This is a genomic window from Azospirillum sp. TSH58 (assembly GCF_003119115.1).
Taxonomy (GTDB): Bacteria; Pseudomonadota; Alphaproteobacteria; order Azospirillales; family Azospirillaceae; genus Azospirillum.
In genome coordinates, this window is record NZ_CP022367.1 from 1,244,455 (window position 1) to 1,260,148 (window position 15,694).

General features: G+C 69.5%; 15 protein-coding genes. 8 read left to right on the forward strand and 7 right to left on the reverse strand.

Features of this window, described 5'->3' with window-relative positions; translation table 11 throughout:
* The first annotated feature begins 28 nt into the window (after positions 1 to 28).
* The 4 genes from TSH58p_RS27090 to TSH58p_RS27105 all read left to right on the forward strand — a co-directional run bounded on the left by TSH58p_RS27090 (position 29) and on the right by TSH58p_RS27105 (position 3,582).
* Positions 29 to 541, forward strand: a complete 513-nt coding sequence (locus TSH58p_RS27090) for a hypothetical protein (RefSeq protein ID WP_109071060.1) — start codon at positions 29 to 31, stop codon at positions 539 to 541.
* Positions 542 to 588: 47 nt separating this feature from the next.
* Positions 589 to 1,371, forward strand: coding sequence for a phytochelatin synthase family protein (locus TSH58p_RS27095; RefSeq protein ID WP_109071061.1), 783 nt, complete (start codon positions 589 to 591; stop codon positions 1,369 to 1,371).
* Positions 1,372 to 1,603: 232 nt separating this feature from the next.
* Positions 1,604 to 1,915, forward strand: a complete 312-nt coding sequence (locus TSH58p_RS27100) for a DUF485 domain-containing protein (RefSeq protein WP_109071062.1) — start codon at positions 1,604 to 1,606, stop codon at positions 1,913 to 1,915.
* Positions 1,912 to 3,582 (forward strand): cation acetate symporter, encoded by a 1,671-nt coding sequence (locus TSH58p_RS27105; RefSeq protein WP_109071063.1) that lies wholly within the window; start codon positions 1,912 to 1,914, stop codon positions 3,580 to 3,582. Before TSH58p_RS27100 ends, TSH58p_RS27105 begins: the two co-directional genes overlap by 4 nt.
* Positions 3,583 to 3,688: 106 nt before the next feature.
* Here the strand turns inward: TSH58p_RS27105 and TSH58p_RS27110 are convergent, their stop codons facing one another.
* The 7 genes from TSH58p_RS27110 to TSH58p_RS27140 all read right to left on the reverse strand — a co-directional run bounded on the left by TSH58p_RS27110 (position 3,689) and on the right by TSH58p_RS27140 (position 12,190).
* Complete coding sequence (locus tag TSH58p_RS27110; protein ID WP_109071064.1) at positions 3,689 to 4,783, reverse strand: TRAP transporter substrate-binding protein; 1,095 nt, start codon at positions 4,781 to 4,783, stop codon at positions 3,689 to 3,691.
* A gap of 170 nt (positions 4,784 to 4,953) precedes the next feature.
* The gene (locus TSH58p_RS27115) at positions 4,954 to 5,175 is read right to left on the reverse strand and encodes a hypothetical protein (protein WP_109071065.1); all 222 of its coding nucleotides are present in this window, start codon (positions 5,173 to 5,175) and stop codon (positions 4,954 to 4,956) included.
* 170 nt (positions 5,176 to 5,345) lie between these two features.
* A complete protein-coding gene (locus TSH58p_RS27120) occupies positions 5,346 to 5,858 on the reverse strand; it encodes a GNAT family N-acetyltransferase (protein ID WP_109071066.1) in 513 nt (170 codons plus the stop codon).
* 113 nt (positions 5,859 to 5,971) lie between these two features.
* Positions 5,972 to 8,455 carry a DNA topoisomerase (ATP-hydrolyzing) subunit B gene (gene gyrB, locus TSH58p_RS27125; protein ID WP_109071067.1) on the reverse strand — a complete coding sequence of 828 codons (2,484 nt, stop codon included), beginning with the start codon at positions 8,453 to 8,455 and terminating at the stop codon, positions 5,972 to 5,974.
* Between the two features lie 117 nt (positions 8,456 to 8,572).
* The gene (gene recF, locus TSH58p_RS27130; RefSeq protein WP_109071068.1) at positions 8,573 to 9,751 is read right to left on the reverse strand and encodes a DNA replication/repair protein RecF; all 1,179 of its coding nucleotides are present in this window, start codon (positions 9,749 to 9,751) and stop codon (positions 8,573 to 8,575) included.
* Between the two features lie 140 nt (positions 9,752 to 9,891).
* On the reverse strand, positions 9,892 to 11,022 hold the full coding sequence (gene dnaN / locus TSH58p_RS27135) for a DNA polymerase III subunit beta (RefSeq protein ID WP_109071069.1): 1,131 nt from the start codon (positions 11,020 to 11,022) through the stop codon (positions 9,892 to 9,894).
* Between the two features lie 274 nt (positions 11,023 to 11,296).
* On the reverse strand, positions 11,297 to 12,190 hold the full coding sequence (locus tag TSH58p_RS27140) for an SDR family oxidoreductase (RefSeq protein ID WP_109071070.1): 894 nt from the start codon (positions 12,188 to 12,190) through the stop codon (positions 11,297 to 11,299).
* A gap of 52 nt (positions 12,191 to 12,242) precedes the next feature.
* On the opposite strand from TSH58p_RS27140, the gene TSH58p_RS27145 reads away from it, so the two are divergent.
* The 4 genes from TSH58p_RS27145 (at position 12,243) to TSH58p_RS27160 (ending at position 15,691) form a co-directional block, all read left to right on the forward strand.
* Positions 12,243 to 13,073 (forward strand): tetratricopeptide repeat protein, encoded by an 831-nt coding sequence (locus TSH58p_RS27145; protein ID WP_247874130.1) that lies wholly within the window; start codon positions 12,243 to 12,245, stop codon positions 13,071 to 13,073.
* 146 nt (positions 13,074 to 13,219) lie between these two features.
* The gene (locus tag TSH58p_RS27150) at positions 13,220 to 13,519 is read left to right on the forward strand and encodes a FeoA family protein (RefSeq protein ID WP_109071072.1); all 300 of its coding nucleotides are present in this window, start codon (positions 13,220 to 13,222) and stop codon (positions 13,517 to 13,519) included.
* A gap of 67 nt (positions 13,520 to 13,586) precedes the next feature.
* Positions 13,587 to 15,488, forward strand: a complete 1,902-nt coding sequence (locus TSH58p_RS27155; RefSeq protein ID WP_109071073.1) for a ferrous iron transporter B — start codon at positions 13,587 to 13,589, stop codon at positions 15,486 to 15,488.
* A gap of 20 nt (positions 15,489 to 15,508) precedes the next feature.
* On the forward strand, positions 15,509 to 15,691 hold the full coding sequence (locus tag TSH58p_RS27160; RefSeq protein ID WP_109071074.1) for a hypothetical protein: 183 nt from the start codon (positions 15,509 to 15,511) through the stop codon (positions 15,689 to 15,691).
* Positions 15,692 to 15,694 lie beyond the last annotated feature (3 nt).

The window sequence follows — 15,694 nt, forward strand, 5'->3', positions numbered from 1 at the left end:
CAGGTCCCCGGGGAAGGAGGCTCCGCCCGTGCTCCCGCATCCACACGCCTTACGGCGGTCCGCCGTCGTCCTTCTGCTCGCCGCGGCCGGGGGCTTGGCGGGCTGCGCCGATCCCCGGGCCGACGTCGCGCTGGCCGCGCAGAGCGCGCTGGTCGGCATGCCCAAGGGAACGCTGCTGTCCTGCGCCGGGGTGCCGCACCGGCAGGCGGCCAGCGGCGCCCTGGAGTTCTTCACCTACCGCGCGGGCTCCATCGATTACTACGCCCCACCGCCGCCGCCGGTGGGCTACGGATGGGGCTATCCGTGGGGCTATCCCGGCTGGCGTCATCGCGGGCTCGACTACGACCCGTGGGACTACTATCCTCCGCGGGCCGGCGACGTGGTGGACAACCGGTGCGAAGCGACCTTCACCTTGAGGAACGGGGCCGTCGAGCAGCTGGTCTACCGGGCGTCGTCGCTGGGCGCCTGCGCCGCGGTCGTGCAGAACTGCATGGCGCTCGTGCCGCAGAGCCTTCCGCCAAGGCCCACCCCGTCCGGCTAGAACCGGCAGAGGCATCCACCGTGACACCATCGAGGAAAACGCCGGTGATGAAGGCACCGTTCCGCTCGGCCCTGCTGGCCCTGTGTGCGTTCGCTCTCCTGGCGGGTCCGCCCGCCGCGGCGCAGGACGCGCAGAGCGAGACGAAGCCGAAGTTCGGGCCGGACGCCGTGCCGATGACCCAGGACCGCGACTATCTGCGCAAGGCCGGGGCGCCGGACTTCTGGGCGATGATGCCTTACTACACGGCCCAGCAGACGGGCAGCGCCTGTTCGGTCGCCAGCGTGGCGATGATGATCAACGCGCTGCGCGGCCTGCCGCCGCTCTCGTCCAACCGGCTGGTCACCCAGACGCGGGTGCTCAACGAGGTGGATGACGATGGCTGGAAGGCGGCCACCGCGGAGAACGGGGACGGCGTGTCCTTCGCCGACTTCGCCGGGCTGGTCCGGAAGTCGGTGGACGCCTTTGGTCTGGACGCCACGGTGGAGGTCTTCCGCCCCAAGGACACGTCGCCGGAAACGCTGGGCGAATTGCGGCGCATCCTCGATGAGAACGAGCGCGACGACAGCGACATCATCCTGCTGGCCTACGACCAGGGCACGCTGACCGGCGACGCCACGGTGGGCCACATCGCACCGCTCGGCGCCTACGACGCCGAAACCCACCGGGTGCTGGTCATGGACGTGGACCGGCTGTGGTACGTGCCCTACTGGTCGAGCGACGAGAAGCTGCTGGAGGCGATGGTGAAGCCCGACCGCTCCGACCCCACCGGCAGCGGCCTGATCCATGTCCGGCTCAAGGATGTCCGGCAGAAGGGGCGGACGGCGGGATAACAGCGTTGCCTCATGTTGCGACGCAGCGCGACCGGTTGTCGCATTCCGCGCCTGTGGATCAACCGTCTTCTGGCTAATGATCAACCGTCGTGCGGTTAATTTTGACGATTTTTGAGCGAATCTTTCGCTTGTTCGCTGTTCAAGAAATTTAATTTCGCTTTTTGCTGCCATGCAGCCAGGGTATTGCTGCGATGCGCAATGCCCGGGTTCCAAGAAAAAAGCGATAAGAACCATGTCCGACGAGATTTACGAGCGGGTGCTGTCCAACCCGAAGTTCGCCGCGATGACGGCGAGCCGAGCGCGCTTCAGCTGGCGGCTGGCGCTGATCGTCCTGGCGGTCTACTACGCCTTCGTGTTCGCCTCGGCGCTGGCGCCCGAGCTGATGGCGCGCCCGCTGGCCGAGGGCATGACCTTCCCGGTCGGTCTGGCCGCCGGCATCGTCATCACCGTCTTCTGCTCGCTGATGACCGGCGTCTACGTGCTGCGCGCCAACAGCCGCTACGACGCGATGAACCGCGACCTGCTGAACGAGGTGGGCCGATGAGCGCCGCGCGTCTTCTGGCTTCCGCCTCCGCCGCGCTGCTGCCGGCGCTGGCCGCCGGTTCCGCCTTCGCCGCCGCCATCGACGGCGCGGTGGAGCGCCAGCCGGTCAACGTGACGGCCATCGCCATGTTCCTGCTGTTCGTCGCGGGCACGCTGGGCATCACCTACTGGGCGTCGAAGCGCACCCGCTCCGCGTCGGACTTCTACACCGCGGGCGGCGGGATCAGCGGCTTCCAGAACGGCTTGGCCATCGCGGGCGACTACATGTCGGCGGCGGCCTTCCTCGGCCTGTCGGGCATGGTCTTCGCCAAGGGGTTCGACGGGGTGATCTACACCATCGGCTTCCTGGTCGGCTGGCCGCTGATGCTGTTCCTGATCGCCGAGCGGCTGCGCAACCTGGGCCGCTTCACCTTCGCCGACGTGGCCTCCTACCGGCTGGGCCAGACGCCGATCCGCTCGCTGGCGGCGGTCGGGTCGCTGACGGTGGTCTGCTTCTACCTGATCGCGCAGATGGTCGGGGCGGGCAAGCTGATCCAGCTGCTGTTCGGGCTGGACTACACCTACGCCGTCGTGATGGTCGGCGTGCTGATGATCCTCTACGTCACCTTCGGCGGCATGCTCGCCACGACCTGGGTGCAGATCATCAAGGCGGTGATGCTGCTCGGCGGCTGCACCGTGCTGGTCGGGCTGGCGCTGGCGCAGTTCGGCTTCAACCCGGAGCGGCTGCTCCAGCAGGCCGTCGCCGCCCACGCCGCGAACGCCGCCATCCTGCGCCCCAGCGCCGCCATGGCCGACCCCATCGCCGCGGTGTCGCTCAGCCTCGCGCTGATGTGCGGACCGGCGGGCTTGCCGCACATCCTGATGCGCTTCTTCACCGTCCCCGACGCCAAGGAGGCGCGCAAGTCGGTCGTCTACGCCACCGGCTTCATCGGCTATTTCTTCATCCTGACGGTGACCATCGGCTTCCTCGCCATCGTCATCGTCGGCACCAACCCGGTCTATCTGGACGCGGCGGGCAAGATCCTGGGCGGCGGCAACATGGCGGCCATCCACCTGTCCAAGGCCATCGGCGGCAACATCTTCCTCGGCTTCATCTCGGCGGTGGCTTTCGCCACCATCCTGGCGGTGGTCGCGGGCCTGACGCTGGCCGGCGCGTCGGCGGTCAGCCACGACCTCTACGCCCGCGTCATCAAGAAGGGCAACGCCACCGAGGCGTCGGAGATGCGCGTGTCGCGCCTCGCCACGCTGGCGCTCGGCGTCATCGCCATCACGCTGGGCCTGCTGTTCGAGAACCAGAACATCGCCTTCATGGTCGGTCTGGCCTTCGGTCTGGCGGCCTCGGTCAACTTCCCGGTGCTGATCCTGTCGATCTTCTGGAAGGGGCTGACCACGCGCGGCGCCTTCATCGGCGGCTTCGTCGGTCTGGTGAGCTGCGTCGCCTTCGTGGTGCTGGGCCCGACCGTGTGGGTCAGCGTCTTCAAGTTCCCGGCGCCGATCTTCCCCTACGAGCATCCGGCGCTGTTCTCGATGGTCATCGCCTTCGCGACGACCTGGATCTTCTCGGTCACCGACCGCAGCGCGCGGGCGGCGGCGGAGGCGAAGGCCTACGAGTACCAGTACATCCGCTCGGAAACCGGCCTGGGGGCGGCCGGCGCGGTCTCGCACTGACCGCGTGAAGGGTGCGGCCCCTCTCCTTTACCGGCTTACCGGGAAGGGGAGGGGCCGCGCTTTCTCAGCGGTGCTTTCTCAGCGGTGCTTTCTCCGCGGCGCCTTCTCAGCGGCGTTGCGCCGACTGGGAATAGACGTAGGAGTCGAAGCTGTTCTCGGCGACGCGGAACCACAGCCGCTCCTCGTCGCGGAAGGGCTTCCACGCCTCGTAGACCTTCTTGAAGCGCGGGTTCTTGGCCGACAGCTCGTCATACAGCTCGTTGGCGATCTTCTCGCAGGCCATCATGACCTCGCGCGGGAAGGCGCGGAGCTGGGCGCCGCCGGCCACCAGACGCTTCAGCGCCGCGGCGTTGACGGCGTCGTACTTGGCGATCATCCAGGTGTTGGCCTCCCAGCAGGCCTGCTCCAGGATCGTCTTGTAGGACTCCGGAAGCTGCTCCCACGCGGTGATGTTGATCATCAGCGGGATCTGGGCGGAGCCTTCCCACCAGCCCGGCGAGTAGTAGTATTTGGCAACCTTGTGGAAGCCCAGCTTTTCGTCGTCGTAGGGGCCGACGAACTCCGCCGCGTCGATGGTGCCGCGCTCCAGCGCCGGGTAGATGTCGCCGCCGCCGATCTGCTGCGGGACGAGGCCCAGCTTGCCCATGATCTGCCCGGCCAGCCCGCCGACCCGCATCTTGAGGCCGCTCAGGTCCTCCACCGTCTTGATTTCCTTGCGGAACCAGCCGCCCATCTGGGCCGTCGTGTTGCCGGCGGGGATGTTGTAGATGTTGTGCTCCCGGAACAGCTCCCGCATCAGCTCCAGCCCGCCGCCGTGCATCATCCAGGCGATGTGCTGGCGCGTGTTCAGGCCGAAGGGCATGGCCGTGTCGAAGCAGAAGGTCGGGTCCTTGCCGATGTAGAAATAGGCGGCGGACTGGCCGCACTCGATCGTGCCGTTCTGCACCGCGTCCAGCACCTGGAGCGCCGGCACGATCTCGCCCGCCGCGAAGGTGCGGATCTGGAACTTGTTGTCGGTGGCGGCGGCGACCCGGCGGGCGACCAGCTCCGCCCCGCCGAAGATGGTGTCGAGGCTCTTGGGGTAGCTCGACGCCATGCGCCACTTGATTTCGGGCTGACTCTGCGCGATCGCCGGCGCGGCGACGACGGTGCTGGCGGCCAGACCGACGCCGGCGCTGGTCAAAAAGGAACGACGTTTCATGGCGGGGGAGTCTCCCTTCCCATTCTTTTCAATTATGAGAGGGATTCTGCATCGCCGGGGCGCAGGCAACAAGAAAAAGGCGGAGCCTCGCAGCCCCGCCCGCTTCCGTTTTCCATGTCCTGGGCGTCACCGCGCGGAGCGAACCGCGCGGGAGCGTGATCGTGCGCGGGTCACTCGCGCATCAGCGTCGGCAGGTCCATGGCGACACGGCCGATGTCCTCGCGGCGCAGGCCGCGGGAGGCCAGTTCCGCCCTGCTCAAGGCCGACAGCTCACGATAGACGGTGTAGGCGGCGGATGCTTCGAACCAGGCGCTCACGAACTCGCGGACGCCCTTGACGATCCCCGACAGAGCGCCGTCATGATCGGTGTGCGAAGCGGTGGTGTAAGCCATGGTGCATCTCCTTCGTCGCTGATGGAGATGACGATACACTGGCATACCAAATACCAGATACGCTGAGTATGCAACGCAGCAAGGCAAGAAAATTACAGCCAAGCATTCGACTGACGAATTGTTCACACCGCAACCGGTTGCTCCCCGACTTGGTGCGCGGCGGGTTGCCGTCAGCGGGTTTTCCTCATGGCGCAACGCCGTGCGATGGGGAGACCAGCCTGTTTCTCCGCGTCCAGAACGGCACTCAGCCGGGGGCCGAGCTGTCCGCCATCCAGCGTGATGAAGCCAAGTCTTCGATAATAGGGTTCGTTCCAGGGCACGTCCCTGAAGGTGGTCAAAGTCAGGGAGGGAGCGCCATGCTCGACGGCATGGCGCTGAGCCGCTTCGATCAGCTGCCGTCCGATGCCCTGCCCCTGCTGATCCTGGCGGACGGCCACCTGCCAGATGTGAAGGGCATCGGGTGTCACCGTCCCGTTCAGGAAGGCGACGATTTCATGCCCTTCCAACGCGGCGACGTAGGCGACGCCATCGGCGATCAGGGCGCGATGCCGTTCCTCGGACTGGACGTCGTCATCGGCGATCCACTCCAGCCCCGCCCATTGCCGAAAGATCTCGCCGGAACTGCGCTCGATCCCTGGCAGAGCGGGGGCATCGCACGGGCTTGTGGGTCTGATGCGGATCATTGATGCCCCACCCCCAAGACATGGGGAGGCCAGGATAGGAAACGGGCGGAGCCTTTCGGTTCCGCCCGTTTCACGTTTCGCGCCGATTGTCCGGGGAACCCCGCGAGAACCGTTTAAACGTCGAGGTTGGCGACCTTCAGGGCGTTCTCCTGGATGAACTCGCGGCGCGGCTCGACGATGTCACCCATCAGGGTGGAGAAGACCTCTTCCGCCTGATCGGCGTGGTTGACCTTCACCTGCAGCAGCGAGCGCTTGGTCGGGTCCAGCGTGGTTTCCCAGAGCTGGTCGGGGTTCATCTCGCCCAGGCCCTTGTAGCGCTGGATCGTCACGCCGCGGCGGCCCAGCTCCATCACCGTGTCGAACAGGGCGACGGGGCCGGTCAGGCTGCGGCTCTCCTTCTGCTTCTCGAAGGCGCGGCCCGGCTCGGCGTAGACGCGCTTCAGGTCCGCCGCGATGGCGTCCAGCTTGCGGGCCTCGGCGCTCTTCAGCAGATCGGCGTCCAGATGGTGGCGGTGGGTCACGCCGCGGCGCGTCCGCACCAGCGCGTAGCCACCCTGGAGCAGGCTCTCGCCGCGCCAGCCGCCCTCCGCGTCCAGCGCGTTCAGCCGGGCGGCCACCGTCTCGGCCGCCTGCTGCGCCTGGGCGGTGTCCTGCGACAGGGCGACCGACAGGGCGCCGCTCACCGCCGCCGATTCCACCACCGACAGGTTGCCGGCCTTGCGGGCCAGCGTCTCGATGTGGAGGCGGGCGCCGCGCGCCTGTTCGACCATCTCGCGCAGCGGCTCGCCGGTCAGCAGGGAGCCGTCGGCGGGGCGCACGGACAGGTCGCCCAGCGCCGCCTCGATCAGATACTCCTCCAGCGCCCGGTCGTCCTTCAGGTACCGTTCCTTCGCGTTGCCGCGCTTGATGCGGTAGAGCGGCGGCTGGGCGATGTAGAGATAGCCGCGCTCGATCAGTTCCGGCATCTGCCGGAAGAAGAAGGTCAGCAGGAGCGTGCGGATGTGGCTGCCGTCCACGTCCGCGTCGGTCATGATGATGATCTTGTGGTAGCGCGTCTTGTCCGGGTTGAACTCGTCGCGCCCGATGCCGGTGCCCAGCGCCGCGATCAGCGTGCCGATCTCCGCCGAGGACAGCATCTTGTCGAAGCGCGCCCGCTCGACGTTCAGGATCTTGCCGCGCAGCGGCAGGATGGCCTGGAACTGGCGCGACCGGCCCTGCTTGGCCGAGCCGCCCGCCGAATCGCCCTCCACGATGAAGAGTTCGGACAGCGCCGGGTCGCGCTCCTGGCAGTCGGCCAGCTTGCCGGGCAGGGAGGCGATGTCGAGCGCCCCCTTGCGCCGGGTCAGCTCGCGCGCCTTGCGGGCGGCCTCACGGGCGGCGGCGGCCTCGACCACCTTCTGGACGACGCGCTTGGCGTCCGCCGGATGCTCCTCGAAATACTGGGCGAGGCATTCGCCCACCACCGCCTCGACCACCGGGCGGACTTCGGAGGAGACCAGCTTGTCCTTGGTCTGGCTGGAGAATTTCGGGTCGGGCACCTTCACCGAGAGCACGCAGGTCAACCCCTCGCGCGCGTCGTCGCCGGAGAGGTTGACCTTCTCCTTCTTCGCGATGCCCGACTCGTTGGCGTAGTTGTTGATCGCCCGCGTCAGCGCCGCGCGGAAGCCGGCGAGGTGGGTGCCGCCGTCCTTCTGCGGGATGTTGTTGGTGAAGCAGAGGGTCGTCTCGTGGTAGCTGTCGTTCCACTGGAGCGAGCATTCCACGCTGACCAACCCGCCATGCTCGGTCGGGCGTTCCGCCTTGATGGAGATGGCCGGCTTGTGCAGCGGCACCTTCGAGCGGTCGAGCCAGTTCACGAAGGCTTCCAGGCCGCCTTCATAATGGAGGTCCTGAACCCGCGGCTCCACGCCGCGGGCGTCGGTCAGCACCAGCCGCACGCCGGAGTTCAGGAAGGCCAGCTCGCGCAGCCGGTGTTCCAGCGTGGCGAAGTCGAATTCGGTGTTGGTGAAGGTGTCCTTGGACGGCAGGAAGGTGACCTCGGTCCCGGAGAGCGGCTTCTGCCCGCCCTTGCCGTCGTCCACCATCGGAGCCGCGCCGATGTCGGCCAGCCGCTCGTCGGCGACGCCGTGGCGGAAGCGCATGAACCATTCGCGGCCGTTGCGCCAGATGCGCAGCTCCAGCGTCTCCGACAGGGCGTTCACCACCGAGACGCCCACGCCGTGCAGACCACCCGACACCTTGTAGGAGTTCTGGTTGAACTTGCCGCCGGCGTGGAGCTGGGTCATCACGACCTCCGCCGCCGACACGCCCTCTTCGGAGTGGATGTCGGTGGGGATGCCGCGGCCGTTGTCGCGCACCGTGACCGACCCGTCGGCGTTGAGCTGCACCACGACCGCGTCGCAGTAGCCGGCCAGCGCCTCGTCGATCGCGTTGTCCACGACCTCGTAGACCATGTGGTGCAGTCCGGAGCCGTCATCGGTGTCGCCGATGTACATGCCCGGACGCTTGCGCACGGCGTCCAGCCCGCGCAAGACGGTGATCGATTCCGCGCCGTAATCCTGCTGCGGGAGGTCGTTCTTCAGTGCTTCCTGTGCCATGGTGCGATTATAGCAGACTGCGTTGCGTTTCGGCGGAATACCGTTCTTCGGTATGCGATTTTCTGGGCATTTCAGCCCTTTTTTAGGGGGCCGTTTTCGAGCGCCCTTTTTCGAGCGCTAGGCCGGGGTCACGGTCGCATCCTCGATGTGGAAGCGTTTGGCCGCACCGCCCAGCGGCCCGAAGACCGAATCGTCGGTGCCGGTCATCCAGGCCTGGGCGCCCAGCGCCAGGATCTCGTCGAACAGCGCCTCGCGCCGCTGCGGGTCCAGATGGGCGGCCACCTCGTCCAGCAGCAGCAGCGGGGCGGCCCCGCGCTCCGCCGCGAGAAGCCGGGCGTTGGCCAGCATGATGGCGATCAGCAGCGCCTTCTGCTCCCCGGTGGAGCAGAGCGCCGCCGGCATGTCCTTCTGGGCGTGGCGCACCGCGAGGTCGCTCTTGTGCGGCCCCAGCGTGGCGCCGCCGCTGTCCGAATCGGCCCGCCGGCTGTCGCGCAGCGAGCGGCGCAGCGCGTCCTCGGCGGCCAGCGCCGGGCCGTCGTCGAGCCAGCGTTCCACCGAGCCCTGGACCGTCAGTTCGGCGCCGGGGAAGGGGCCGACGGCCCGTCCGCAGGCGGCGCGCAGCCGTTGCACCACGTCGCGGCGGGCCGCGGCCACGGCGACTCCGGTGGTCGCCATCTGATCCTCCAGCCCGCTCAGCCAGCCCTCGTCGCCGTTCCAGCCGCGATGGCCCTCGCGCAGCAGGCGGGCGCGCTCGCGCAGGGCGTGCTCGTAGCGGCTGAGCCGCCCGGCGTGGGCGGGGTCGAATCCGAAGACGAGGCGATCAAGGAAGCGGCGGCGCCCGCTGGAGCCTTCCAGGAACAGACGGTCCATCTGGGGGGTCAGCCAGACGACGGCGACATGCTCGGCCAGCACGGTCTGGCCCTTGGCGGGGTGGCCGTCCACCCGGACGACGCGGCGGTCGCGCTCGGCGCCCGAGGCCGCCTGGGGGCCGATCTCGCGGCCGGTGCCGATCTCCACGGGGCCGGTGGGGGTGTCCAGAACGGCGGCGACCGCCCAGCCGGCGCCCGCGCCATTGCCAGCGCTGCTGCCGATCCGCTCGACCTCCGACAGCTTGGCGCCGCGCAGCCCGCGTCCGGGGGCGAGGAAGCTGACGGCCTCCAGCAGGTTGGTCTTGCCGGCGCCGTTCGGCCCGGTCAGCACCACCGGGCGGTGGTCGGGCTCCAGGCGCGCGCTGTCATAGCCGCGGAAGCGGGTCAGGGTCAGGCGCGTCACCGCCAAAGCGGCCGGAGTGTCCATCACGGGGATGGGATGGGGCGAAGTCTGTCTGGCGTCGAGCAAAGCGTCCGATCCGGGATGCGGGGGCCGGATCGCCGCACCCCACGAAACACGGGGTCCAGAGCGCACCGGCCCGAAAAGCGCCGATCCGTCCGGACCGGTCACACACGCATCGGCATCAACACGTAAAGGGCCGTGGAGTCGGCGACGTCGCGCACGATGGTCGGCGAGGCGGCATCGGCCAGCGAGAAGCGCGCGCCCTCGCCCTCGATCTGCTGCGTGATGTCGAGCAGATAGCGAGAGTTGAAGCCGATTTCCAGGGGGCCCTCGTCGTAGCCGACCTCCAGCTCCTCGGTGGCGCTGCCGGCCTCGGGGCTGGTGGCGGAGAGGGTCAGCGTGCCGCGGGTCAGCGACAGCTTCACCGCCCGGCTCTTCTCGGTGGAGATGGTGGCGACGCGGTCCACGGCGGCGGCGAACAGCTTGGCGTCCACCTCCATCGTCTTGTCGTTGCCGACCGGGATGACCCGCTCGTAGTCCGGGAAGGTGCCGTCGATCAGCTTGGAGGTGACGACCACCGAATCGAAGGCGAAGCGGATCTTGTTGTCCGACAGCGACAGCTCGATGCGGTCGGCGGCCTCGTCGATCAGCTTGCGGATCTCGTTCACGGTCTTGCGCGGAACGATGACGCCGGGGATGCCGGCGGCTCCCTCCGGCAGCGGCATCTCGACCCGCGCCAGACGGTGGCCGTCCGTCGCCACGGCGCGCAGCACCGGCAGCTCGGCCCCGCCGGCCTTGGCCTTGGCGGCGTGCAGGTAGATGCCGTTGAGGTAGTAGCGCGTCTCTTCGGTCGAGATGGCGAAGCGGGTGCGGTCGACCAGCGCCCGCAGATCGCCCGCCGTCAGGTCGAAGCGGTGCGGCAGGTCGCCGCCGGAGAGCTGCGGGAAATCGTCGATCGGCAGGCAGGACAGCTTGAACTGCGACCGGCCGGCGCGCAGCGTCAGGATCGTGCCGTCGCCGCCGATGTCCAGCTCCACCTGGCTGCCGTCGGGCAGCTTGCGCACGATGTCGTACAGCGTGTGGGCCGGGGCGGTGGTGCCGCCGGCGCGGGTCACCGTGGCCGGGACCGTCTCGACGATCTCCAGGTCCATGTCGGTGGCGGCCAGCGACAGCTCGCCGTCGCTCGCCCGCAGCAGCACGTTGGACAGGATGGGGATGGTGTTCCTGCGCTCCACCACGCTCTGCACATGACCAAGGGACCGGAGAAGGGCGGCGCGTTCGATGATGATGTTCATGCTGGTCGTCGTCTCGGCAGGTCGTGTTTTTTGCGATTCGCAGGTGTACCCATGCCGGTCCGGCCACAGTCCAGCGGGCCGGAACGGGGGCGCATGATACCACAACGTCGGTTTTGCCGAACCAAATTCGTTCGGCAGGGCAGGGCGGTCGCCGGAAAGGACGATTCCAGCCCTTCCGGAGGCCCGTGACGCCCCCGCGGGGTGCCGCCGTAGGGGGATATTGCGGGGGATTGCGGCCGGGGCGGGAGGGCGCGCGATTCGCGCCGCAGCGACTCTACCGCCCGTTCCCCGCCGCGGATTCCGCCGCGAACTGGGCGTCCAGGCCGGCGCGGTAGTCCGGGTAGGCCAGCTCCACGCCGAGCTGGCGCTTGATCCGGTCGTTCTTCACCCGGCGGCAGTCGGCGTAGAAGCTGGCGGCCATCGGCGACAGGCCGGCCTCCGCGAAGGGCAGCAGGGGCGGCGGTTCCACCCCCAGCAGGCCGCAGGCGTAGCTCACCACCTCGTGGGAGGGGGAGGGCAGGTCGTCGGCGACGTTGTAGACCGCGCCCAGCGTCGGCTTGTCCATCGAGGCGCGCAGCGTCGCCGCGATGTCCTCCACATGGATGCGGCTGAACACCTGCCCGGGCTTGTCCACCCGCCGGGCGGTGCCGTCGCGCACGTTGTCCAGCGCGCTGCGCCCCGGCCCGTAGATGCCGGCCAGCCGGAAGACGTGCAGCGGCACGCCGTACTGCCGGTAGAGGTTCAGCCAGCCGCGCTCCGCCTCGACGCGGCGCTTCTGCCGCTCGCCGGTGGGGCGCAGCCACGCCGCCTCGCCCACCCATTCGCCCTTGGTGTCGCCGTAGACCCCGGTGGTGGAGAGGTAGCCGGCCCAGTCGAGCGTCCGCAGGTCCGCCAGATCCATGGCGTGCTGGTCCAGCACCGGGTCGCCCCGCTCGTCGGGCGGGACGCTGACCAGCAGATGGGTGGTGCCGGCCAGCGCGGCGCGGGCGTCCTCCAGCGGGCGACCCCGGTCGAACAGGAACGCCTCGATGCCCTGCGCCTCCAGGGCGGCGCGCTTGTCCTCGCCGCGGCAGGTGGCGGCGATCCGCCAGCCCTCGGCCTTCAGCCGGTCGGCGAACACGCGGGCGGTGAAGCCCAGGCCGAAGACGAACAGACGGGGTGAAGCCATGTCTTGCGGGGTCCTTGCGTCGGAAGCGGCAATGACGGAGTGTAAGGCCGCCATGAACCGACGCAACGCTTACCTCATCACGGCCGCGCTGGCGCTTCTCTCCGCCGGCCCGGCCGTCTCCGTTCCGGCCTTGGCCGCTCCCGCCGTCGATCACAACCGGGAGTTCCAGGCCTGCCTGACCCTGGCCGAGAAGCGCCCGGCCGAGGCGCTGGAGAGCGCGCAGACCTGGCTGAACCGCGGCGGCGGCGACCATGCCCGGCTGTGCCAGGCGCTGGCGCTGTTCCACAAGGGCGACTTCACCACCGCCGGGGCGCGGCTGGAGGAGCTGGCCCCGGTGCTGGGCAAGGACGACCCGAAGGCCGGGGCCTCGATCCTCGGGCGGGCCGGCTGGGCGTGGCTGCGCGCCGGTGACAATGTGCGGGCGGAGCGGGCCTACAGCCGCGCCCTGGCGCTCCAGCCGGACGATGTGGACCTGTTGATCGACCGCGCCATCGCGCGGGCCGAGACGGAGCGCTTCTGGGACGCCGTGGCCGACCTGGACGCGGCGCTGAAGAGGGACCCGCGGCGGCCCGAGGCCTATCTCTACCGCGCCGCCGCGCACAAGGCGCTGGCCAACGACCGGCAGGCCGTCGCCGACATCGACCGTGCGCTGGAGCTGCGCCCCGGCGACCCCGACGCCCTGCTGCTGCGCGCCAACATCAAGGCGCAGGCCGGCAATCTGCCGGGCGCGCGGGAGGATTGGAGCCAGATCGTCCGCAACGCGCCGAACAGCGCGGCGGCGAAGACCGCGCAGGCCAACCTCGACCGCTCCGCCAGGGCGCCGGCTCCCGCACCGGTTGCGAAAGGCGACGCGAAGGGCGCTCCCGCTCCCGCAAAGCCCTAGTCGCCATGGGGTCGTTACGCTAATTTCACAAGGCTCCTGCGACATTTGGCCGGCTGGACGAATGCGAACGCTTCGCAGGATCATCCGCGGCGAAGAGGGGCGGACACGGACGCGCCCCCCACCTCCCGGTGCGATCAGGTGCAGCCATGAGCGGTCATCCCACCCCCGAAACGGGCCAGTCCCCCGGTGGACGGCATTTGGGCGAGTTGAAGAAGGGCGAGCGCGCCCGCGTGACCGGCGTCGATGAGCGGGGGGGCGTCACCACCCTTCCCGAAGGGGAGCTGGAGCGGCGCATGATCGAGATGGGGCTGGTCGAGGGCTCCCACGTCGAGGTCCTGCACGAAGCCTTTCCGGGCCGCGACCCCATCGCCATCCGCGTGAACGAGCACACGCTGGCGCTCCGCCGCGCCGAGGCGCGCGCCGTGCTGGTGGCGCCGGCCACCTGACGCCCGCCGCCCGACGCGCGCCGCCGCCACCCTCCGTCAAAGCGACCTCCTGCAAGGACATCCGGCCATGTCGGTCCTGGACTCCGCCCTGCCGCCGCGCATCGCGCTGGTCGGCAACCCGAACTGCGGCAAGACCGCCCTGTTCAACGCGCTCACCGGGTCCCGCCAGAAGGTGGCGAACTACCCCGGCGTCACCGTGGAACGGAAGATCGGGCATTTCGTCAGCCCGCTCGGCCGCCGCGTGCAGGTGATCGACCTGCCGGGCACCTACAGCCTGCGCGCCCGCTCCCCCGACGAGGAGGTGACCCGCGACGTCGTGCTGGGCCGCTTCTCGCACGAGGACAGCCCCGACCTGCTGGTCTGCGTCGCCGACGCCACCAACCTGCGCCTGAACCTGCGGCTGGTGATCGAGCTGAAGCGGCTGGGCCGCCCGATCATCCTGGCGCTGAACATGATGGACGCGGCGGAGAAGCGGGGGTGCCGCATCGACGCGGCGGCCCTGTCGGCCGCGCTCGGCGTGCCGGTGGTGCCGACCGTCGCCATCCGCCGCGGCGGCGTCCAGCCGCTGCTGGAGCAGATCGACGGGGCCATGGCGATGGCGGCCGATGCGGCGGCGGACGCTGCCGAAACCCCGGCCTCCTGCGGCTGGAGCGAACCCTCCTCGCGCGACCTGCGGGCCTACCACCAGGAGGTCGAAGGGCTGCTGGCCGGCTGCGTGACCGACGCCGGCCTGCCGCCGCTGGCGACCCGGCGGGTGGACGCCGTGCTGCTGCACCCGGTGTTCGGGCTGGCCTTCCTGTTCCTCGTGCTGTTCCTGATGTTCCAGGCGGTGTTCGCCTGGGCCGAGGCGCCGATGAACCTGATCGACGGCGCGGTCAGCGGGCTGAAGGACTGGGTGGCCGCCACCCTGCCGGACGGCGCGTTGCGCAGCCTGCTGACCGACGGGATCATCGCCGGGGTGGGCAGCGTGGTCATCTTCCTGCCGCAGATCCTGGTGCTGTTCTTCTTCATCCTGGTGCTGGAGGCGACCGGCTATCTCGCCCGCGCCGCCTTCCTGCTGGACCGGCTGATGGGCGGGGTGGGGCTGCACGGGCGGGCCTTCATCCCGCTGCTGTCCAGCTTCGCCTGCGCGGTGCCCGGCGTCATGGCGGCGCGCACCATCGAGAACCGGGCCGACCGGCTGGCCACCATCATGATCGCTCCGCTGATGACCTGCTCCGCCCGGCTGCCGGTCTACACGCTGCTGATCGCGGCCTTCGTGCCGGACCGTCCGCTGCTGGGCGGTCTGGTCGGTCTGCCGGGGCTGGTGATGTTCGCGCTCTACGCCGCCGGCATCCTGTCGGCGCTGGCCGTCGCCTTCGTGCTGAAGGGCACGGTGTTCAAGGGCGCGCGCGAGCCGCTGCTGATGGAGCTTCCGGCCTACCGCCTGCCCAACCCGCGCGACATCGCGCTGGGCCTGTTCGAGCGGGCCAAGGTCTTCCTGGCGCGGGCCGGCACGACGATCTTCGCGCTGATGATCGTCATGTGGTTCCTGGCGAGCTTCCCCGGCGCGCCGGAGAGGGCGACCGAGCCGGCCATCCAGTACTCCATCGCCGGCATGATCGGCCACGCGCTGGAACCGCTGCTGGCGCCCATCGGCTTCACCTGGCAGATCGCCGTGGCGCTGGTGCCGGGCATCGCGGCGCGCGAGGTGGCGGTCGGCGTGCTGGGCACCATCTACGCGCTGAGCGAGAGCGGCGACGCGCTGCAATCCTCGCTGGCCGGGGCGCTGGCGGCCTCCTGGAGCCTGCCGACCGCCCTGTCGCTGCTCGCCTGGTACGTCTTCGCCCCGCAATGCGTCGCCACCCTGTCGGTGGTGAAGCGGGAGACCAACGGCTGGTTCTGGCCGGCGGTGATGTTCGCCTACATGATCACGCTGGCCTACGGGGCGAGCTTCGTCACCTACCGCGTCGCGTCCGCGCTGCTGTGAGGAAAGGGGAGGGCACGGCCATGTGGCAGGATCTGCTGGTCGCGGTGGTGGTGGCGCTGGCCGCGGCGTGGACGGTGTGGCGGGTGATCCTGCCGGCCGGGCTGCGCGCCCGCCTGCTGGGCGGGGCGGCGCCGAAGGGGCCCGGCTGCGGCGGGGGCTGCAAGGGCTGCGGCCCGGCCGGCGGCGGTTCAAGCTGCCACTGAGCG